Source organism: Streptomyces sp. NPDC051740, assembly GCF_044453165.1.
GTDB classification, from domain to species: Bacteria; Actinomycetota; Actinomycetes; order Streptomycetales; family Streptomycetaceae; genus Streptomyces; species Streptomyces atrovirens.
The window spans coordinates 1-21502 of the sequence record NZ_JBITCL010000012.1 but is presented as its reverse complement, the minus strand read 5'-3'; the positions used below and the strand labels follow the sequence as shown (position 1 = coordinate 21502).

Annotated in this window: 6 protein-coding genes and 1 pseudogene; 4 read left to right on the top strand and 3 right to left on the bottom strand. The window is 66.6% G+C overall.

The window, feature by feature from the left end; all coding sequences use genetic code 11:
- Positions 1 to 182: 182 nt before the first annotated feature.
- Positions 183 to 482 (bottom strand): SDR family NAD(P)-dependent oxidoreductase, encoded by a 300-nt coding sequence (locus tag ACIA6T_RS20795; RefSeq protein ID WP_399447939.1) that lies wholly within the window; start codon positions 480 to 482, stop codon positions 183 to 185.
- 583 nt (positions 483 to 1065) lie between these two features.
- Between ACIA6T_RS20795 and ACIA6T_RS20790 the strand changes: the two genes are divergently transcribed.
- Positions 1066 to 1908 carry a helix-turn-helix transcriptional regulator gene (locus tag ACIA6T_RS20790; RefSeq protein WP_398214556.1) on the top strand — a complete coding sequence of 281 codons (843 nt, stop codon included), beginning with the start codon at positions 1066 to 1068 and terminating at the stop codon, positions 1906 to 1908.
- Between the two features lie 323 nt (positions 1909 to 2231).
- Here ACIA6T_RS20790 and ACIA6T_RS20785 read toward each other — a convergent pair whose 3' ends face one another.
- A complete protein-coding gene (locus ACIA6T_RS20785) occupies positions 2232 to 2531 on the bottom strand; it encodes a transposase (protein WP_398214555.1) in 300 nt (99 codons plus the stop codon).
- A 636-nt stretch (positions 2532 to 3167) separates the two neighbouring features.
- On the opposite strand from ACIA6T_RS20785, the gene ACIA6T_RS20780 reads away from it, so the two are divergent.
- The 3 genes and pseudogenes from ACIA6T_RS20780 (at position 3168) to ACIA6T_RS20770 (ending at position 4497) form a co-directional block, all read left to right on the top strand.
- Positions 3168 to 3371, top strand: coding sequence for a hypothetical protein (locus ACIA6T_RS20780; protein WP_399447938.1), 204 nt, complete (start codon positions 3168 to 3170; stop codon positions 3369 to 3371).
- Between the two features lie 15 nt (positions 3372 to 3386).
- Positions 3387 to 3662: pseudogene (locus ACIA6T_RS20775) on the top strand (ATP-binding protein); the annotation flags it as partial.
- Between the two features lie 118 nt (positions 3663 to 3780).
- Positions 3781 to 4497, top strand: a complete 717-nt coding sequence (locus ACIA6T_RS20770; protein WP_398214717.1) for a response regulator transcription factor — start codon at positions 3781 to 3783, stop codon at positions 4495 to 4497.
- A gap of 667 nt (positions 4498 to 5164) precedes the next feature.
- On the opposite strand, the gene ACIA6T_RS20765 is transcribed toward ACIA6T_RS20770, so the two are convergent.
- Positions 5165 to 21304 (bottom strand): hypothetical protein, encoded by a 16140-nt coding sequence (locus ACIA6T_RS20765; protein WP_399447937.1) that lies wholly within the window; start codon positions 21302 to 21304, stop codon positions 5165 to 5167.
- Positions 21305 to 21502: the final 198 nt, after the last annotated feature.

Genomic DNA, 21502 nt, shown 5'->3' with positions numbered 1-21502 from the left:
GCTTCGTTCCTGAGCCCGGTCCCCACATCGTTCGGTATTTTCCTCTTAGGTACTTGTTTTATATCTTTGTGGGGGGCGGGCGGCCCCCCCCCCCCCCCCCCCCCCCACCACGAGTTCAACCTCAGTACTGTCGGACCGCAGCTCGAATCCATCGGAGGTGGGCTGCCGATTCGATGGAGTCATCACGCCGACGTTGTTGACAAGTATGTGGATCGGACGGTTCTCGCCGAGCAGCGTGGCGCCGAGTCCAGCGACGACAGGTCGAATTTCCTGACGAGCAAGACGGCTTGCGGGTGTTGCTGCCGAATCTTGTCGATCACTGCCGCGCCTTCTCGTGCGTTGCGGACGGGCACGACCACCTCGGCGCCAGCGGCGCCGAGACGGGCCGCCAGGCCGAGTCCGACGCCGTCGCTGACGCCGGTGACAACGGCGAGCTCACCCGAGAGGCCGGGGACGACGATGCCCGGTGGTGCGCGTGCCATGATGCTGCTCCCAGGATCTTTTGACCCGATGCGCCACTGCGGTGCCGGCCGGCAGGTGGCGATGCCAGTCGCCCTGACTGGCTGATGTCGTCTCAAATCGCGCCTGGTCCGCGGCGACGTCCACGGCCTGTCGATCTCTGGCCGGCTCGCCCCGTGCAGCCCGGGACGGAAATCTCATACACCCGAGCCCGCCCAGGCACATCACAGTGACTCTGCCGACGATGCCGACGGTGTGCCGACATCTGGTGTGGCGGGTACTTCTGTCGTTGGACGGGTTCGCAGGCCGCCATGGTCGGGAAGTCACGTCCGCCGTGCCGGTGACGACCACCCTCGATTGAAGCAGTGCGGAACAGTTCGGTCCCGTCTGCTGCGATCGGCAGCAACCGCCTGTCGGAGGTGGTGGACGTCGCCCCGACTTCAGCGGTGACGCGCCCGGGCCGGCCAGGTTCCCCGATGGGGACGGCCACGGCCTGCCGGTCCTGGTCACGGAACCGCCGCTGCACCGGGAAGGGGGGATTGATAATCCGTGGATAGCAGTGTGCCCCGGTAGGTAGAAGTGAGGCACGCCAAGGAAGGAAACCGCATGTTGATCGACAGGGCTGGCCTGGCCGAGTTCCTCCGCCGCCGCCGGGAGCTGCTACAACCCGAGGATGTGGGGTTCCTACGGGGAGAACGCCGCAGGACCAACGGATTACGGCGCGAGGAAGTAGCCTCGCTCTGCCACATGTCCACCGACTACTACGCACGACTCGAGCGCCAGCGCGGACCCCACCCCTCCGAGCAGATGATCGCTTCGATCGCTCAAGGACTGCATCTCTCACTCGACGAGCGCGACCACCTCTTCAGACTCGCAGGCCACAACCCCCCTGCGCGGGGCGCGGCCAGCGAGCACATCAGCCCGGGCATGTTGCGTGTGCTCGATCGGCTCGGCGACACTCCAGCGGAGATCGTCACCGAACTCGGTGAGACCCTGCGCCAAACCCCGCTCGGCATCGCGCTCACAGGCGACACGACCGGCTACACCGGGCCGGCCCGCAGCATTGGCTACCGGTGGTTCACCGACCCCGCCGCGCGCCGGCTATACGCGCCCGAAGAGCACCCGCTGCTCTCCCGGATGTTCGTTTCAGGCCTGCGTAGAGTCCTCACCCTGCGCGGACCCGAGTCACAGGCGGCGCACCTCGCCGACCTCCTTCACGGGCAGAGCGAGGAGTTCCGGACCCTCTGGAACAATCATGAGATAGGCATCCGCCCCACCGAGGTCAAGCGCTTCGCGCACCCCGAGGTGGGGTATCTGGAACTGAACTGCCAGACACTGCATGACCCGAGCCAGTCACACACGTTATTGGTCTACACCGCAATTCCTGGTAGCGAGAGCTACGAGAAGTTGCAGCGCCTGTCCGTACTGTGGCCAGTAGGCGCTCACTGATGCACGGGGTGGAGAGCCAGTCTTCTGAGTCAGGAATTCTTTTCAGATAGCCGGTGAGGCGTTCGAAGATCTCGTCCGCGGCATTCGTCCACGCATAGGACTTCGGGCCGGCGTTCCATACGGCGATCCAGGCACGGATGTCCTTCTCGGCCGATCGATGCGAAAGTTTGGGGATTTCAGAGCTGCCCTTTACAGAGCAGAGAAAGAGGAATCGCATACCCGAAAGCGACCTGCGTGGCTGGTACATGCGCTACATCGAGGCGCTCAACGCCCACGAGTTCGACCGCATGGACGAACTCATCGGCGACCACGTAGAGAGTGTCTCATGTGGTGGGGGTGGTGAGCTCGTCCGGGACGGCCTGTCGCAGCCGCCGCCACAGCCCGTCCTTGGTCCACGCGGAGAACCGGCGATGGGCGGTGGCCGGCGAGACACCGAACGTCTCCGGCAGGTGCCGCCAGGAACAGTCGCTGGTCAACCCGTACACCACAGCCGTGAACACCGCCCGCTCATCAACCGGGGCCGTCCCGCCTCCCTGCGGGCGGGAAGCGAACGAAGGCAGCAACAGTGCGACGAGTGACCAAAGTTCGTCAGGAACCAACCGTTGCGACAGACCAACACCCATGGCAAAGCATCATGCCGCATCAACCTCACACCACGTGAGACACCCTCCAAACCAGCACGGGAGTCAGCACCGCACCCTCAAATCACCTCGAACTGCGCGTCTCGGACGGTGCTCGTTTCGACCGCCTTCGCCCCCCCCTGAACCGCCCGTTCGTGAGCTGACATGGTGGCCACGCGCATAGGCATGCCTCGAACTATGTTGTCCCGCCACATGTGCGCCTGACCTGCGGATTCCTACGGTGTGGCGACACGCAAACGTCCCCGTCACACCCCAGGAAGTGGTGCCGATGTCGTCGCCCGCAACCGCTCCACCAGCCCCGAACAACCTCAAGCGCATCGTCGCCGCGTCCCTCATCGGCACCACCATCGAGTGGTACGACAACTCATTCGATCGGAGCTACGACCTGCGGCTTTCCGCTCCTGGCCCCGTGCGATCCGGCACCGAACCAGCACCGTGAAATCCCGCGCCGACCAGGAGTGACGAAGAGCCCGCTCGGATTGCATTTCAAGGCGAGAGACCTCTCAGTCCATCGATCTGAACGTTTGACTTGGGCGTGTGGCTAGTGCCGATCATTGCGGAGCGCATCGCGAAACTCGATGTGACCCCGGCTGAAACCACCCGGAAGAGGGTGGCGTCATGTACGCAACGACAAGCCGCCTCGCGCCGGTCGGTGGCGCCGGGAACCACCGCGCCGCGCAGGCCGGGACGGACTGGACAGGTCTGAGCGGGTACTGGAGCCCGGGTGATGACGTCACGTGGCGACTGCCGCACTACCCGCAGGCAGTCGCCACCTCCCGCGAAATCGCCGCCGCGGTCCTCAACGACTGGGACGTGGCCTAGGATTCGGCCGAGGAAGCCCTGCTGGTGGTCTCCGAACTGGTCACCAACGCCGTGGAGCGCGCACTGCCGCCGATAGCGCTTCATCCGCACCGCGAGCGGGCCGGGGAGAGAGTGTGGGCGGGCGTCACCGACAGCGGCCCCGCCGCGGGCGAGGGCGCCTGGACCGCCTCACACGCCGACGACGAGCACGGTCGCGGCCTGGACATCATCGACGCCCTGACCACCACCCACGGCACCCGCTCCCGCTCCGGCGGCGCCACCCACCGGGCCCGGCTGCCCAGTGCAGGCTGACCACACACCCACGCCGTGGGCGGCCAGTCCGCGGCGCGCACATCGACGACCAGCCTGTATCTCACGGGCGGAACACGCATTGCGGGAGTGCGAAGCACCCGCCGCGGGAGGGGAACGGATGAGAGTGCTGGTTGTGGAAGACGACCACTCGGTCGCCGCCGCACTGACGGCCGTGCTTGCCAAGCATGGGCTGCAGACCACTCGGGCCGACAGCGGCGAGGAGGCACTCCACACGCTGCACACCGACAACGGTCCGCGGTACGACGTAGTCCTGCTCGACCTCGGCCTGCCCGACCAGGATGGCTTCGAGGTGTGCAGCCGGATCCGCCGCCACACCGACATCCCCGTGATCATGGTGACCGCGCGGTCCGACGTGCGGTTCCGCATCCACGGCCTCTATCTCGGCGCCGACGACTACATGGTCAAGCCGTACGACACTGCGGAGCTGTTGGCCCGCATCCAGGCGGTCTGCCGCCGCAGGTCCCACGAGCCGTCCGCCTCGACCGGAGGGAAGGGGGCTGAGGTGAGGACCGAAAGACGCATCCGGCTCGGCATGGTCACGCTCGACCTGGCCGCCCGCAGGGTCACCGTCGGCGGTAAACCGGTCGTTCTGACACGCAAGGAGTTCGATTTGCTCGCGATGCTCGCGATGCAGCCCGGAGTGGTCTTCCACCGTGACGACATCATCAGCGAGATATGGCAGTCGAATTGGCAGGGCACCAGACGCACCCTTGAGGTGCACGTGTCCAACCTGCGTTCCAAGCTGCGCCCGGCTTCCCTGATCGAGACCGTACACGGGATTGGTTACCGCCTCACCGCGCCCTCCGCCCAGTAGTGCTCGTTCCGCTGCTGCGAAGGCGCTGTCGACTTCGCCGTTTCCTGCAGTACGCCGCGTCGGCGGCATGAACGGCCTGCGCGGCAGCGCGGGCACCCCGTACTGCCGGGCAAGGGCCGCTACCCGATCTCCTGCGCGGAAGAGGCGGCACTCGGGACGTTCCGCGGGCCCCGGCACAGCGCCGGGCCCGCCGCGCGTACGAGAACCGCATCAACCCCCATGTAGCTGACGTCCAGAGTTGAGCAGCCGCCGTCGGCCCGCCGGGAAACGGCCCACGGCGGGGCTTTTGGCGTATCCGGGGCATGCCCCGACCTTGTTTCCGCTCCAGTGATCAACGTGCCGGCGCCTGCGAGGACCGTGCGAAGGTCGCGCCGTGGCTGGTGTGATCACGGCGTCGCAGCCGTCACCCGGCTCGTCGTGGTGGCCGGTGTCCGAGTCGGGCGTGCGGGGCAGCGGGGCACCGGCCCTTCGGGAGAAGACCCCGTCGGTCTTTGCCGGTGCCCGGCTGACGTTCAACACGCCGGCGCGGCGGACCGTGCCAGGAGGGGAGGCCGGGGGAAGCCCGGCCAGGTACACCTCGCCGGCGCCCTCAAGTCTTCGGGAGCGGCACGAGGGCGGGACGATGCGCCTTCCTTCCGTTCACACCCCGGCCGCCCCCTTCCGCCCGTCACGCGTTCCCGCCCGGCCCCAACCTCTTGTAGGCGTCCCTCACCGACGCGGGGAAAAGATCGTCCGGATGAGCGCGCAGCAGAGCCTCACGGTTCTCCACGCTCAGCTGGAACTCCTGCAACATGATTTCCGGCGCGAGCAGCCACATGGTCGCCTCTTCCGGCGAGAAGGACATCCCGACCGCCTCCAGATGCTCACGCCGTACACGAGTCTCCACAAAGGCCGGCTCGTTCAGCAGGTCGACGAGCTTCGGGTCGGGCATCGGCCGCTCGGCCCGCAGGTAATCCCTGCCCCTGCGCCAGAGGATCACTCTCGGCCCGCTTGTCCCGTCGCCGGGGGCATGGGTACGCGAGGTGCCGTCCTCCGCGACCACGGTCAGGGTCAGGCCCTGGGCGGCTGCCAGCTCGGCTGCGTTCCGCTCCGTCGCGTCGTCCCAGCGGCGGGGTGTGAACACCTGCTGACGGATGAGGGCTTCTTCCTGACGTCTCGTCAGTTCGAAATCCTCGGGAAGCCGGCGATCGGCTCGCCGCAGGCGCGCAGTCAGGATGCCGTTCTCGGAGAGCCCGGCGCGAACAAGCTCCTCGTCCGTGAACGGCCGCTCACGGTCCAACCGGAGGGACGTGGGAATGGATTGCTGCCGAATCTCAGCGGCCGACGCGGTGGCACCCGCCAGCTCCAGCGCGTCGGCGATCCCGGACCAGAAGCCGTTGCCGTCACCGGGTGGTTCTTTGAGCTCGTGAACGGTGCCGTCCGGGTCGACGAGTGTGGCCGGCTTCCCGTCGGTGACGACAGCGCGCCAGGTGCTGGCGGCTCCGCGTTCCCACGGTGGTGTCGAGTACGCGGGACGCAGCCCTGGGCCGCTGGGCGTTCCAGTTTGCAGGGCTGCGGCATTCGTGTCCCGCTCGGCCGGAGCGGGCAGCGGCGGCTCTCGCCGCGGGTCGCCGGACGGCAGAGCCGGCAGATAGTGCCCGTCCTTCGACAGCAGCACCATGTGCACAAGCTCTTCGTCGGGGACGCGGTGCACCAGTTCTTCGTCCGTTCCCTCGCCGACGGTGTCCAGGGGCCGGAAGTCCTGGAACGCTCCGTCCGCACGGACCACGGTGATCCGAGCGCCGAAGACACGGGCGGCGAGCGAGGGTTGCAGGTCGGCGGCGCCATGGTTCCATCCCGCGTCGTCCCCGGTGTCCCCTCTGCGCAGCAACTGCGTCCTGGCCAGACGTTGACGCTGCTCGGCGGGCAGCTCCGCGTGCAGCGGTATATGGCCCGCGTCCTCGTACTCGCGGCGCTCGGGGCTGCCCTCGCGGAAGTCCACCCCACTGGCCGCCAGTTCCGAATCGCTGAATGTGTCCTTGGTGTCGGGCGACGTGAACTTCAGCAGACCGCGGGCCCCGGGGTTGCTCAGCTCGTCGGCGAGCAGGCGCCGCAGACCGTCGATGATCTTCTGCCGGTCGGCCACGTCCACCCGGGCGGTGAGCCGGTCAGGGGCGGCGTGGTGCACTGCTTCGGCGAGGGCGTGGAAGAAGGCGTCGCCGTCGGTGGGGACGTCGTGAACCGTGTAGTGGTCGCCTCCCGGCGAGATGAGCCGGCCAGGACCGTCGGGTGTACTTTCCCGCACGATGTAGCGCTCGGCGTCGGCGCTGTCGGCCTCTGCCACCGCAACCGGCTGGAAAACAACGGGCGGCGGTTCGGTCAGGCCTGCGCGCAGCTCCGGTTCACCGACCTGATGGGCTTCGGCCGGCAGCTGGTGCCACCGTGTGAGCCGGTCGGCCGCCGCCCGCACGCGGTGGAACTCCTTGGCCGCGGCATCGGCCTGCTGCAGCAGATGATTCATGGTGGCCTGGGCCTTGGCCCGTTGCGGCAGGTCCTTCATGGAAGCCCGCTTGCGCTTTCGCTCCTCCCCCTGCAGATCGGCCAGGGCGCGACGCTGCTCCCAGTAGGCGCTGTCCGCGTCCGTCCAGGCTTGGCCCGCCTCGACGACCTGGGTCCAGGCGTCCGCGACCCGGGACGGGAAGTTCCCGTCGTTGATCAGGCCCAATTCGCGGGCCACGTCCTCGTGGACCAAGGCGATGATCCTGCCCTGTGTCTCAACCGCCTGCGGACGGGACGTGATGGGGCCGAACGGGCTGCTGCGGGTCACCTCCGCCACGCCGAGCCAGTCGGTCGGGATCGCGAACACGAAGCTGCGGCCGGCGACCTTGGTGTTGAACTGGGCGCTCTCCTGGCCGGAGATGACCTGACCACCGGCCTCTGCGGTGCTCGGGCCGGCCATGGAGGCGGACGGGGCGACAGAGCCCGCATCGTTGGCGGCGAAAGCCGCCCGCCCGCCGAGTGAGTACTCAAAGCCGCTCGTGTGCTCCTCGGCCCCAGCCCGGCCTGCGCTGTGCCGTTCGGCGCTCTCCATGGTGCTGACCGGTATCACCGCCAGCAGCGTGGCCCGGGTGAAGTCCGGCCCGGAGTAGAGCCGGTAGTCACCGGTGCTGCCGCCCTCGTTCAGTCCGGGGACCTCGTAACCGGCAGCGGTCGCGCTGTCCTCGAAGAAAGCGGCCAGTGCTGCGTCGCCGGTTGCGTTGTCCAGGGCCAGCGCAGAGCCGGTTCCGGGGCGGGTCAGCCCGGTGCTGCGGGCCTCTTCCAACGCGTCGGCCAGGTCCTTGCCGGTCAGTGTGAGGGGTGAGCCGGCGGGAGCGGCAGAGGAGCCGTATGCCGTGGCGATGGCCAGAACGCCGGCTTCCCTCAGCGTTTCGAGGCCGACGATCCGGCGGACGTGGAAGCCGCTGGACGGCAACTGGATCGGCCCCTGTGCGCCGTGCGGCTGCCGTGCGGAACGCCACGCGGCGATGTGTCGGAGGACGGCGCTGTCCTGCGGCCACAGGACGACCGAACCGCTGGGGTCGTCCAGCGAGGGCGGGCCCAGCGCATCATCCGCCTGGCCCGTGTGCGCAACGCCCAAGCTCAGCGGCACCTGCTCGCGCAGTGTGCCCACCGGGCCTTCCTCGGTGAGGGTGGGCCGGTCTGTTCCGAGGTCGAGTGTGAGCCGCAGCGTGTAGGGGGTGCGGTAGTCGGCGTGCGGCTCTCGCGCGTAGAAGATGTGCCGCTTCGTGCGTGCGCGGGAACGGCCGTGGGAGGTCAGGTCGGAACTGGTGGTCTGCACACCGAACTGCGGTCGGAGGGACTCGGGGCCGCCCAGTCCCGGCTCGGCTCCCGGGGCCACCGTCGCCACCTGCTGCATGGCGGTCGGACCGATACCACGAGAGCGGGCCGAGGACCCTCCGTCCGTCCGGGTCACGGTGGCGATCCGGGTGTCCTCCATGACGACGCCGTGGTCAAGGCCGACGAACTCCGACTCCCCCGCGATGAGTTCCACCCGCAAAGAACCGGCGCGGCTTCCGATGCGGATGAACGGGGTGCGCCAGCGGCCGACCCGGGTGCGCGCGGCCGCGCCGGTGGAGGTCATCTGCTCACGAAGGGCCCGCACCGCTCGCGGAGTGACAAGGGAGTGCACGCGCTCACGGTCCGCCTCGTCCACGTTCCAGCGCTGCAACTGCTCGTCGAAGGCGGCCAGTACCTTGGTGGTGTCCAACGAGTTGACGGGATACGACCCGAAGGGGTGGTCGTGCCACCATTCGGTCTGGGCCCACTGGTGGGACACGTAGCGGGGGACGTCCCCCAATCCGTCCTTCAGGATTCCCAGCTGATGCGCGGCCTTCTCCGACACCTGGCCCAGATAGCTCGAGGGGAAGGTGAGCTGCTTTCCGTTGAACCTGTTGCGGTACGGGCCGAGGAACCCCTCCGGCCGTACGGATGCCACGATGTCGTGCTGAACGTCCCCGGACAGCAGGATCTTGTAGCCACTGTCGTCGCGGTTGATGTCCGAGGTGACGGTGCGGGTCACCTTCGTGCTCTCGGTGCGAGAGCTGCCTCTGCGGTACTGCACTCCGGCGATGGTGCTGAGTTCGGTCCCGCCTGTGGTACCGCCGCCGGACAGGGTCCAGCCACTGCTCGTGGCCGCGGTCACCGACTCCGCCATGCGCAGATCACTGCTGACGCCCGTCTCCGTCTCCAACTTGATCGGCCCGGATGCCACGCGCAGGTTGAGGATCCGCATACGGTGGACCAATTCGCCCACTCTGTCTCGCCAATGGCCTTTGGCGATCACGGAGATCCGCGAGCCGACAGGCCCGGATCTCTGGTCGAAGCCGCCTGTCAGGAGCTGCGGCTGGAGGAATCGCACGATGGCGTCATGAGGGAGGGCGCCGGGACGGGAGAAGTGCCAGGATGCGCCGGAAACCGTTCGCATGAGATCCACGGCGACGTCCATGAGCCGCTCGTCCGCGCCGACGCCGAGAGTGTGATGAGGCTGGTCGCCGAACACGTCAGGACCATGCCCCTCGGAAACCACCGCGGCGTTACGGGTCGCCAAGGCCCGCGTGTGCGCAGGGTCCAGCTCCACCGCCTCGACAGCAACGGCGCCCTCGGCCACGTCCGGATCGGTGGCGGGCGTGTACTCGTCCGGTACGGCCAGCACGACCCGGCCCACGAACTCGTCCGCGCTGCCGCCGACGAGGTCCGTGCTCCCTTCGTCCTGGAGGTAATGCTGTCGGCCGAGCCATCCGAGCGTGAGCGCCCTCGGCCCGCTGCGGTAGCGCCAGAAGCCGCCGACCTCCGCGGTCAGTTCCAGCCGGTAGCTGTGCAGATGGGAGGGGAGGGAGCTGATGGCCAGCTGCTCCTGCGACGCGGTGGCTCCGTACTGGGTCCCGCGGCCGTTCTGCCCTCTCCGGGTGTAACCACCCGAGACATTCACGGTGTCCGCAAAACCCCAGAGCGACACGTCGGCTCCCAGCTCACGGGTGTGCGTCGTGCTCTGCGAGCCGTCGAGGCGTTCGGTACCCGGCGCGCCGTGTCGCAGGATCAGGTCGTTCTGGGTGCCCTCATAGCGGCGCCCGGTCAGCACACCGCGGATCCTGATCGAAAGGCGAGGGCGCATGACAATGCCGGGGACGACGTCCAGTTCGATCACCAGCCCCGTCATGAGCTCCTCGAGGCTGCCCGCCATGCGGTGATGCGACAGGGCGTTCATCACACGGAGTGTGTTCCGCAGCGCGAGGTTGTAGTGCTCCCGGTCGCGCCAGCGTGAGTGGTTCGGATCACCGAAGTCCTCCAGCGGTGCCAGCAGGTCCGGGTACGTCCTGGCAGCGCTCCCGATCACCCTGTCGGTGAAGGCTTGCAGCCAACCCTTCCGCTGGTCCTCGTCATTCACGAGGTCGCTGTCGTAGATGAAGGCCTCGGGCCTGCTCATACCGAGTACAGCGGGGCGGTCCTTGGTCAAGTAGGCCGGGGCGTACGGCTCGTTGCCGGGTTCCCTCTTGCGGAGAGTCGTGCCGTCGTCCCAGCCCGCGAGACGCCGCGCCTCGGTGTGCGTCATCCGGTCCAGGCTCCAGGTGTCGAACGTGATGACCTCACCACCGGTCCTGCGCACATGCACGGTCTTCTGGACCTTGTAGAGGACGGTCGGCACGTTCTTGGCCCGACCGACGATCTTTCGCCCTCCTGAACCGCCGAATGTACTGCTGTGCGTACTGCTGCGGTCGTAGCCGACAGAGGGGCCGGCCATCAGGCTGCCCAGGGGGCCGAGGTCGAAGGAAGGACCGAGCGTGAGATTGATTCCTCGGCTGGACGTCGTTGAAAGCGTCCGTTCGTTCGTGGCTGTCTGCTGGATGGTGTGGCGCATCTCGGCGGCTCTGCTCTCGGTGAGCAGTTCAGCCTTTCCGGGGACGACCTTCTCCACGACGAACGCCCCCAGCGGCGATCCGTCCTCGGCGAACAGCGGGTCCGAGGGGACATTGCCCTTGGCCAGACGGTCCGCTGCGCGGTGGAAGTTCTCCGAAGTGAAGAGCCCGGTGATGTACTCGTACGCCGCGCTGCCGGGAACGACTCCGAATCCGTCGACGAGCTGCTCCGCCAGCCCCCGGACCGGTCCGTAACCCTCGGTGTGCACCAACCGGTAGTCGGACCGCGCGTCCAGCTCCATGCGCTCCGGCACACGGCCCGGATCGGCGACCAGGGTCTCGCTGTCCGTCAGCCGCACCGCCAGCCCGTTGCGCACCGCGAAGGTGAACGTCTCACCTGTGGTGGAGGAACCGGCGGGCCGCCCACCGGAGCTCACGGTCTCGGGCGCGCCGCTGAGGGAGACTTCGTACGCCACGTCATCCAGATGCAGGTGCGACGCCTCCGCCGTCCGTGTCTCCACCTGGCTGACCGTCTCGTCCTGCATGCCGTACTCGGCCGTGCGGGTGGAGCCGGCTGTCACGCCGAGACGTGCGAAAGCAGCCGCACCCGAGCCGGGCAGGACGGAGACACCTCGCGCCGCCCGCCGGCCCGCCCCCACGGACTGCACGGCGCCTGCGGTGACCTGGCTGCGCTGAGCGACCTCCAACTTCACCGGCTCTCCGTGGAGATCGGTGAACCGTTCCCAATTGCCGTACGGCCGGGTGACCACCCGCAGCACCCGTACCGGGGAGTTCCCGAAGGCGGAGGACTGGTACCCGTCACCGTGGAACCTCTGCGGAGCGGTGTGCATCGCCTGGCTCAGATCTGCCAGCACCTCGCTCAGACCGGGCACGGTCGACGCTTCGCCGCCGAGGTGGGTCGAGACGATCTCGCTGATCTCCTGCAAGGCCAAGTCGGCGCCGCGCAACGTGACCTGGCTGTGGCCGTAACTTCGACCCTTGGTGTCGTCCGTGCCGTCCCCGGTCAGGTACTCCGGCAGCCGACTGTCATCGTCGAAGCGCACCGGTCCGTCCTCAAGGGACGGCGACGGCATCGAGTGATCGATGCGCGGCGGCCGGTGCACCTCGAGTGCCGTCTCGATGCGAGCGAAGACGATCTTCTGCTCACCGGCATCCGGGGCACTCGCGGAGTCGTCGCCCGGCTCGGTGGGCTCGTGGTCAAGGCCACCGTCGGAAGGTGCCATCGGCTGCTGATCACTGGCCTCCGCCCCCATCGTCGGCCGTGACTGTCGTTCAGTCGTATGCACGCGTTGATCAGCAGTGGTTTCACTCGCCGTCGTGACGACGTCCCCAGCCTCATCGTGCTCGACGTGCCGGTTGGCCTCCCCAAGGGCCTGAGAATCTGCAACTACGGCGCTCGACAGGGAGCTCACCGAAAGGGCCGGATCAACAGCAACGGTTTCGGGCTGACCACCGGGCGCCTTCAGGTGGTCGGGGACGAGCCCGGGGATCATGTAGAGGTCGGTGACCTCCCCGCGCAAAGCCTCTTCCTCGGCCGGTGTGGTGGCGTCCGCCAGATGCGAGGCACGCATCACCTCGAACAACGAGTGATCCTGGCCAGGGAGCATCCACCCCATCAGCGCCTTCCGGAAGTCGGTCATGGTGGTGTGCTGAACGTTGAGCCATTGAAAGGCCCTGAGCATACGCAGAGTCGTTCCGGAGACACCGGCGATCAGTGGCATGCCCTTACCGACATGCCACTGTTGATACCAGGGAGACCGCTTGTCCAGGTCGAAGTACGCGGTCCCTTCGACCCAGCCCAGGGGGAATTCCGGCCCCTGCTCACCGTCCAACGTCAGATCCCCGGCCCGCATGTTCAGCTCCGTCCGTGAGCCTCGGACCAGCGCCCAGACCTCCTCGACCGGGGGGCGGGCATGTGAAGGAGTCTGAGGTTCTTGCCCGGCCGCCACTGCCTCGGTCAGTGACGGGCGCTTCACGTGTACCGAGACAACATCCGGTCGCGCCAGGATCTCGTTGAGAACGGGCTCCCCGGTTTCAGCATCAAAGGCCAAGGTGTCAAGCGGTATATCCTCGATGTCATAGCTGTCCCAAGGCCGCCGCTGCTCATGAATCCACAAAAAGGTTCGTTCGCGGTCGCTCAAGGGCACACCGAGGTATGTGTAGTCCCTCGGCGTCTTCTTCCGGGAACCAAAAGAACGCAGATCAGGCGACCGTGCAATACGCGAGTTCTGGCTGTGGACAATCTCCAGAGTATCCTTGGTTCTCCCTCTCGTGGTGTGAGCAGCAAGGCTGCCCAGAGCGAATGGATCATCCTGACGAAAAAGGTACGCCTTGTCGCGGGTCGCCGGGTCCGAGGCGATCCTTTCCTCTAGAACCGCGCGGTCACGTCCGTGCACGAACCCTGCGTAGATTTTCAGCGCCGACCGGTCGAGGCCCAATGCCCCGGCAATTTCCAGGCCCTCCACGGAAGCCTGGTCGCCGTCACCGCGGCCGGGTACGGCCAAGACAGACTTGAGCACACTGTTCAAAGATGGAACATCGGCGTCACGTTCGTAGAGCGCCTTGTACCCAGTGGCGTTCAGGAAGGCGGTCATGACTTCGCGCAGGGATCCGGTGGCGAGCAGCGAGTCGAGCCATGCGGTGCTGGAGGAACCCGGCGCGGGGCCGATTTGTCCCGCACTGGTCGGATCGCCAGTGAAGAACGAGGCGTCGACGACCTCCGCGCCGTGCCCCGGGTAGGCCGCATGCAGCACTTCACGCAGCCTCATCACAGCCGAACGTGCGGCTTCGAGCGCCGCCGGGTCGGCCTGGTAGTGCACTCCAAGCTTCTGCTCGAACGCAGCCCGCTCACGGGCAAGTTGACTTGAGGGACCGGCAGTCAGCCGCCCTTCGGGTGTGGCCCACTCCGGATCCTCCTGCAGTGAGGCGTCTGCCGGATCGGCCTCCTGCTCCTGATTCGGCATGTTCGCCATCGCATGATCCACGACAGGCGCAGGGCCGGCAGACGGGGACACGGTCGACGCACTCAGCGACGTCGGGGTGGCGTCCTCAGATTCGAATTGGCCAAGAGACAGATCGCCTGTGCTCTCATCCTGCTCGCCTTCAGCCGGCCTCGGACCAAGTAGCACATGGTCCCGATCCCGTTCGTGCACCATGCGGTAGTCCACCGCAGGCGCCGTGTCTCCGCTGACTGGCGCCTCCTGCGTCTCACCAGGGGAAGCACCGTCGGAAAGGGCAACCGACTCCGTAGCGGGTTCCGCGGTCGGCCGCACCACCACCGCGCCTGCCTCACCCCCGGCGGCGCCATCAGCAGGGACCCGGTCTGTGAGGGCGTGGACGCCATAAGGAAGGTAGGGGGTCAGGATATCTGCGATCTGCTGGAGATGGTCGGACGTGATGACGATGCGCGATTGAAGATTCTCAAACTTCCCCATCAAGCTCGATTCACCCGCAGAAAGCACCTGTGTGCTGCGCCCTCCAGGCGTGAGCAGGACCTTCTCCGAGGCATCGTCGTCACGGGGACCGTACCCGTGGAAGACTTCATGGAAATGGGCAGCCGGGTGCACATCGGTGTACCAACAGTTCTGGACCATGTCCCGGGCTCCACCGGGCAGGCCGTCCCGGACCTGAACCTCCTGGTGCGCGCGGTCCTTCGAACCGACAAACTCCACAGCGAACTGCACCCGGGGGCCAGGCAACTGCGGGCCGGTGACCTGATCCGGCTGGAAAACCCTCAGCCGGTTCTCCTCCCGATTCACCTGCTCCATAAACGCAGCGAGACGCAGACGCATGGCAGCCACCCGAACCGGATCCGCATCCTGGTCTTCGAGGAAGAGCCGGCGAGTCAGGCGGATGGTCTCCTGCCCGGGCCGGTCACCGGCGTACCACTCCCAGTCATAGCCGACCTCCGTCCGTTCACCGGAACGCCCACGCCGACCATCCGGCCGCTGCACTCTGCGCCTGCCGTCCGGCGCAACAATGAATTCGAACGGCTCAACCGGCCGTTCCCCATCCCGACGCCGATTCCTCTCGGACCGTTCCTCATCGGACCGTCCAGGATTGACACCATAAGGAAGCCAACGATCGGTACGGACCTCACCCGAACCCAACAGCTCGCCCAGACCGGACGAATCCCCCGGCAACACACCTGGACCGACCGAAGACACCCCCGCCCCGCCGGCCTGCCTCGAGGAGTCCTCGCCGTCGGCCGACAGACCGGCGGCCAGTGCGACGTTCTCCCCGAGTTCCGGTCGGCCGGGCGTGGGCCGCCCAGTCCACGCGCCATCATCTTCGTCCTGTGCGATGGCAGTTACCGTGGTCGACTGCAGGTCGGCCATCGCCGAGGACTCGTCATCGTCGGGGTCCGCGCCGGCGGCCCCGGACTCCGGATCCGGGCCGGCCAGGTTCCCAGCCGTCACCATCGGCCCACCAGCCTGATCGTGCGACAACGCGGGCGTCGCATCGGGCGACGCCATCTCGTCCCCGTCGCTGCCGCCGGCGTTCGAAGTGTCGGACACTTCACTCGGTGCGGACGAGGCCTCGGCCCCGCCCGCACCGGCCGGCACAGAGTCAACCGACGCAGGCGCATGGACAGACTCGGTCACATGCGGCACGCCGGTCGGCTCCGGACCACCACCTGGTTGACCGAGCTGGTCAGGAGACGGGAGCACCGCGCCCTGCTGCTCCTCACGATCGGCCGACCACTCGACCTCGCCGGATGCAGGATTCCAGGTTCCCCTACGCTTTTCGTGTCTGTCGTAGAAGCCGACGACAGCCTCCGCCGGAATCGAACCTGTGAAGGCGACTTCTCGCTCTTTCGGGTAATGATTCTTCCAATCCCGAGGGAGCCGCCCACCCGCCTTTTGCCGGTCGATGGTTCTATTGATGTCGATGCCGCAGGGGTCCTCCATAAGAGACGTGTCGATCTCGTAACGATATCGCTTTCCCTTGAACCACAGTTCGGGATCGCGGGTGGTCGAGACGAACTGCGACGGAGGATTTGTATATTTGGCCCAATCCCAAATTTGAGTGAGTTCTTCGGGAGCTCGAGGGTGAAAGCCGCCGGCCTTATAGATTTCCTCCGGCGGATGATTATCGAACCGAAACAGGATCTCCCCCGAATCACTCTGCCGCACGAAACGGCGATCGCGCTCCTCCACCATGCTCATGTTCACCGCGGGTGCCGCGTCAGGGTTGAAGTCCCCAAAACCCCCGGACTCCACATCCACATCGAACCCGAGCCCGTCCTCGAACCCGAGCAGCGCAGCCGTGACCCTATCCGCGGATCCCGCGGCCGGCGGGTCCTCCAGCTCGTCCAAGCGCACCTCGTCCAGGAATTCACTCAGCCCGGCCGGAACCTCCTCCGAAGAAGACCGCTGCGAGTGAAGCCGCTGCCCCTGCAGTTTCAGCCTCCTCTCACGCGCATACAGATCAGCAATCCCTATCAAGGTCGCCACCGGCAGAAAAGCCTCTCCATGCCTGAAGTGTTTCAATTGATATTTCGTGGCTGGAACTTTGTCGGCGATGTATGCGTAAGGATATTCCCTGTTCAGCCACGCCACTTGTTCCCGAGCGGCCTTCACCCCGACTGCGAACCGCGGCGCATCACGGTACTCTCTCCGCTTTTCATGGATCGCGTCCATCACCTCGCGCGACACCAAGTGCCATTCCTCGTTCCGGATGGCCTTCTTTTTCTTAGGATCGGCATCAATCTCCTTGAACAGGGCGTCCAGCGAACCCAGTTTGGACGTCAGATCATCAACGGCCTCCTCCAGCCTCCGCACATCACTGCCGTCCCCGCCCGGGAAAAACCGCCGCGAGTCAAGCTGCTCCACCTGCAGCTCCGGACCCCCCTCAGCCACATACAGACCAGCAATCCTCTCCAAGACCGCCAACCGCAGAAATCGTCGGCCATACCTGAAGCTGTGGACCTGATTCGGCAAGACTTTAACTTCGTTGGCGATGTACGAGAAGTCTCGCTTCTTCTCCTGCTGCAGCCACGCCACTTGCTGCCGAGCGATCTGCACCCGGACTGCGAACCGCGGTGCATCACGGTACGTGTCCCGCAAATCACGGATCGCGTTCGCCACCTCGTGCGACACCAAGTGCCAATCCTCGTTCCGGATGGCCTTCTTTTCCGTAGGACGGGCATCAATCTCCTTGAACAGGGCGTCCAGCGAACCCAGTTTGGACTTAAGATCATCAACGGCCTTCTCCAGCCACTGCACATCGCTGCCGGCCCCGCCCGGGTCCGAGGCACCAACCGCACCGGACGCGTCCCCACCCACCGCATCCACATCGAACCCGAGCAGCGCAGCCGTGCTCCTATCCGCGGATCCCGCGGCCGGCGGGTCCTCCGACTCGTCCAAGCGCGCCTCGTCCAGGAATTCACTCAGCCCGGCCGGAACCTCCTCCGAAGAAGACCGCTGCGAGTGAAGCCGCTGCCCCTGCAGATCCGGCCCCCCCTCAGCCACATACAGACCAGCAATCTTCATCAAGACCGCCGCCCGCAGAAAATACCTACCCTGCCTGAAGTCTCTGACTTGGTCCGTCGTGGCTCCAACTGCGCTGGCGATGCCTGAGAGAGTCTTCTTCTGCTGCAGCCACGCCACTTGTTCCCGAGCGGCCTTCACCCCGACTGCGAACCGCGGCGCATCACGGTACTCTCTCCGCTTTTCATGGATCGCGTCCATCACCTGGGGCGACACCAAGTGCCATTCCTCGTTCCGGATGGCCTTCCTGTCGTCAAAATCGGCACCAATCTCCCGGAACAGGGCGTCCAGCGAACCCAGTTTGGACGTCAGATCATCAACGGCCTCCTCCAGCCTCCGCACATCACTGCCGTCCCCGCCCGGGAAAAACCGCCGCGAGTCAAGCTGCTCCACCTGCAGCTCCGGACCCCCCTCAGCCGCATACAGACCAGCAATCCTCTCCAAGACCGCCAACCGCAGAAATCGTCGGCCATACCTGAAGCTGTGGACCTGATTCGGCAAGACTTTAACTTCGTTGGCGATGTACGAGAAGTCTCGCTTCTTCTCCTGCTGCAGCCACGCCACTTGCTGCCGAGCGACCTGCACCCGGACTGCGAACCGCGGTGCATCACGGTACGTGTCCCGCAAATCACGGATCGCGTTCGCCACCTCGTGCGACACCAAGTGCCAATCCTCGTTCCGGATGGCCTTCTTTTCCGTAGGACGGGCACCAATCTCCTTGAACAGGGCGTCCAGCGAACCCAGTTTGGACTTAAGATCATCAACGGCCTTCTCCAGCCACTGCACATCGCTGCCGGCCCCGCCCGGGTCCGAGGCACCAACCGCACCGGACACGTCCCCACCCACCGCATCCACATCGAACCCGAGCCCGTCCTCGAACCCGAGCAGCGCAGCCGTGACCCTATCCGCGGATCCCGCGGCCGGCGGGTCCTCCAGCTCGTCCAAGCGCGCCTCGTCCAGGAATTCACTCAGCCTGGCCGGAACCTCCTCCGAAGAAGACCGCTGCGAGTGAAGCCGCTGCCCCTGCAGATCCGGCCCCCCCTCACGCGCATACAGACCAGCGATCTTCATCAAGACCGCCGCCCGCAGAATCTGCTTACCCTGCCTGAAGTATTTGACTTGGTTCGTCGTGGCTCCAACTGCGCTGGCGATGCCTGAGAGAGTCTTCTTCTTCTTCTGCTGCAGCCACGCCACTTGTTCCCGAGCGGCCTTCACCCCGACTGCGAACCGCGGCGCATCACGGTACTCTCTCCGCTTTTCATGGATCGCGTCCATCACCTCGCGCGACACCAAGTGCCATTCCTCGTTCCGGATGGCCTTCCTTTTCTTAGGATCGGCACCAATCTCCCGGAACAGGGCGCCCAGCGAACCCAGCTTGACCTTCAGATCATCGACGGCCTCCTCCAGCCTCCGCACATCACTGCCGTCCCCGCCCGGGAAAAACCGCCGCGAGTCAAGCTGCTCCACCTGCAGCTCCGGACCCCCCTCAGCCACATACAGACCAGCAATCCTCTCCAAGACCGCCAACCGCAGAAATTGTCCGCTATACCTGAAGCTTTGGAACTGATTCGGCAAGACTTTAACTTCGTTGGCGATGTACAAGAAGTCTCGCTTCTTCTCCTTCTGCAGCCACACCACTTGCTGCCGCGCGACCTGCACCCGGACTGCGAACCGCGGCGCATCACGGCACTCTTCCCGCTTTTCATAAATCGCGTCCATCACCTGGGGCGACACCGAGTGCCATTCCTCTTCCCGGATGGCCTTCTTGTCGGCGTCAGACTCGGCACCAATCTCCCAGAACAGGTCGTCCAGCGAACCCAGCTTGACCTTCAGATCATCGACGGCCTTCTCCAGCTCCCGCCGCGCATCGCCGCCGGCCCCGCCCGGGTCCGAGGCACCAACCGCACCGGACGCGTCCTCACCCACCGCAGACGACAGGCCCACCGATCCAGCCGAACCCGCGAACTCCTCCGAGCCCTCCATGTCCACATCGGCAGGCTCACCCACCGAGACAGATGGTGAACCGAAGTCCGGCAGCAGCTCAGTGAGGCCCGCGGATGCCGTATTCAGGTCTTCCGGGTCGCTGTCCGCGCCCTCGTCCCGCACACCCTCGCCACCGCCGGTGCCGGCCTCAACCTCGATACGCCGCCGCTTCGACCCATGCTGCGCGCCTTGATCGGTGTCGTCCTCGTCCACCGAAGACTCCGAACCACCGAGCCGCTTGCCGCCCCCCGCAACGAGGCCACTCTCCGCAGACTCCGTCCGGGACGTCCGGGACGCCTCGACACCGTCATCCTCCCCGTCCGACGCCGAAGCACCACCTGGGGCACCCGGACGCACCACCGGCCCCGAATACTCCTCGGCCAGAGCGAAAACATCCGCGTCCTCATCCACCGACCCGACAGCCCACGCCCGCGACCCCACGGCCTCCCCGTCATCACCGGGAAACACACCGAAGTCCCCAAAATCCCCGGACTCCATATCCACATCGGACCCGAGCCCGTCCTCGAACCCGAGCCCCTCGTCGGAAAGGACCGGGGCCGCCGGCCGCGCATACGCCGTCTCCTGCACCACACGGGGCTTCGGAGCGCTGACCCCGTGGTGCAGGAAAGGACTCAGAATGTCGGCGATCTGCCCGAGTTCATGCGGCGTGAGCCCATAGGACCGCCCAGACTCACCGACGTCGATCGGGCCCATCAGATCCCAGCTGCCCTCACCCGCCTGCTGCGCCTCATCCCCATGAGAAGTCAGCGGCACCCCCAGCGGCCGACCCCGCTCATCACGCGGCGACGTCAACAACGCCCGCCCACCATCGTGGGCCCCATCATCATGGGCCTGCGCATCACGGGGCCCGTAACCATGCGCGATCTCATGGGCAAGCAGAACAGGAGACGCCTGCGTAAACCAGACGTTCTGCACCATCTCCCCAGGAACCTGAGGCCGCCCGTCCCTGACCTGGACCACATCATGCGCGTCCGCCTCGGAATCGACGAACTCCACCACGAGCTCCAACCGCGGCCCCGGCAGATGCGGACCATACAGCCCCTCCGGCTGGACAGCCGGCAACCGGCCCCCCTGCGCGTTCAACTCCGCCAAACCCGCGACAGCGTTGCGCCGCATCACCTCCACCCGACCCGCATCCACACCCCGGTCGTCAAGGAAGATCCGGCGGGTCAGACGGACGGTCTCCTGACCCGACCGGTCACCGGCATACCACTCCCAGACGAACCCGACCTCCGTCCGCTCACCCGACCCGCCCGGCAGCACCCGGCCAGGCAACCCGCCCTCGCCAGCCTCCACAACGAACGCTTCCCCCGACCCCGGGACGAAACGATCAGTACGCACCTCACCCGAACCCAACAACCGGCCCGGACCAGACGAACCCCCCGACAACACACCCGGAGCGGCCGAAAGCACCGTCCCAGCCCCACCAGCCTGCGTCGGGGAGTTCTCAACCCGGCCATCACCCAGGGACAACACACCGGAGCCCGGCCGCCGCACGGCATCGACAGCCTCCGGCATGGTCTGCTCATCGATCTCGGCCTGCTGCACCATGTCGGCGGCGACCACATCGCCCGAGCCGTCACCAGCCCCGGACCGGGCCGAAGGGTTCACCTGGCCGGACGGCCGGACACCGGCCTGGTCACTATGCTCATCGATACGAGCACGCCCCGTGTCGCCGGCCGGCTCAGACACCGTGGGCGGCCGACCGGCAGAAGACACAGGCTGGTTGGCGACCCGACCCGGATCGGCCACAGGGCCGGCAGCCTGAACAGCAGCGGTGCTCGCTCCGATCGCCGCAGAACCAGGCCCGCCGGAAACCGCACCCGCCGCAACCTGCACGGGCTCCGCGGGTTCCAGCCCCGCGGTCACCTCAGCGGTCGGGGCGTGCCCCTCATCCACCGCCGCCACCTCAGCAGGCCGCCCAGCGACGGCAGACACGCCCGTGCCACTCGAACCCACGGCAGGCAGCGCCTGTGCCGCAACCTCCGTAACACCCCCGGCCGCAGACCCTGTGTCTGCCTCACCGGCCGGACGCGGCCGAGCCCCGCCCGACTCCGCACTTCCCAGGCTCCCGGCCGACCCCTCCGCGCCCTGATC

What these genes read in the sequence shown, in the direction of transcription:
- ACIA6T_RS20795 (WP_399447939.1), bottom strand. Translation starts at nt 482, where the DNA reads ATGGCACGCGCACCACCGGGCATCGTCGTCCCCGGCCTCTCGGGTGAG.
- ACIA6T_RS20790 (WP_398214556.1), top strand. Translation starts at nt 1,066, where the DNA reads ATGTTGATCGACAGGGCTGGCCTGGCCGAGTTCCTCCGCCGCCGCCGG.
- ACIA6T_RS20785 (WP_398214555.1), bottom strand. Translation starts at nt 2,531, where the DNA reads ATGGGTGTTGGTCTGTCGCAACGGTTGGTTCCTGACGAACTTTGGTCA.
- ACIA6T_RS20780 (WP_399447938.1), top strand. Translation starts at nt 3,168, where the DNA reads ATGTACGCAACGACAAGCCGCCTCGCGCCGGTCGGTGGCGCCGGGAAC.
- ACIA6T_RS20770 (WP_398214717.1), top strand. Translation starts at nt 3,781, where the DNA reads ATGAGAGTGCTGGTTGTGGAAGACGACCACTCGGTCGCCGCCGCACTG.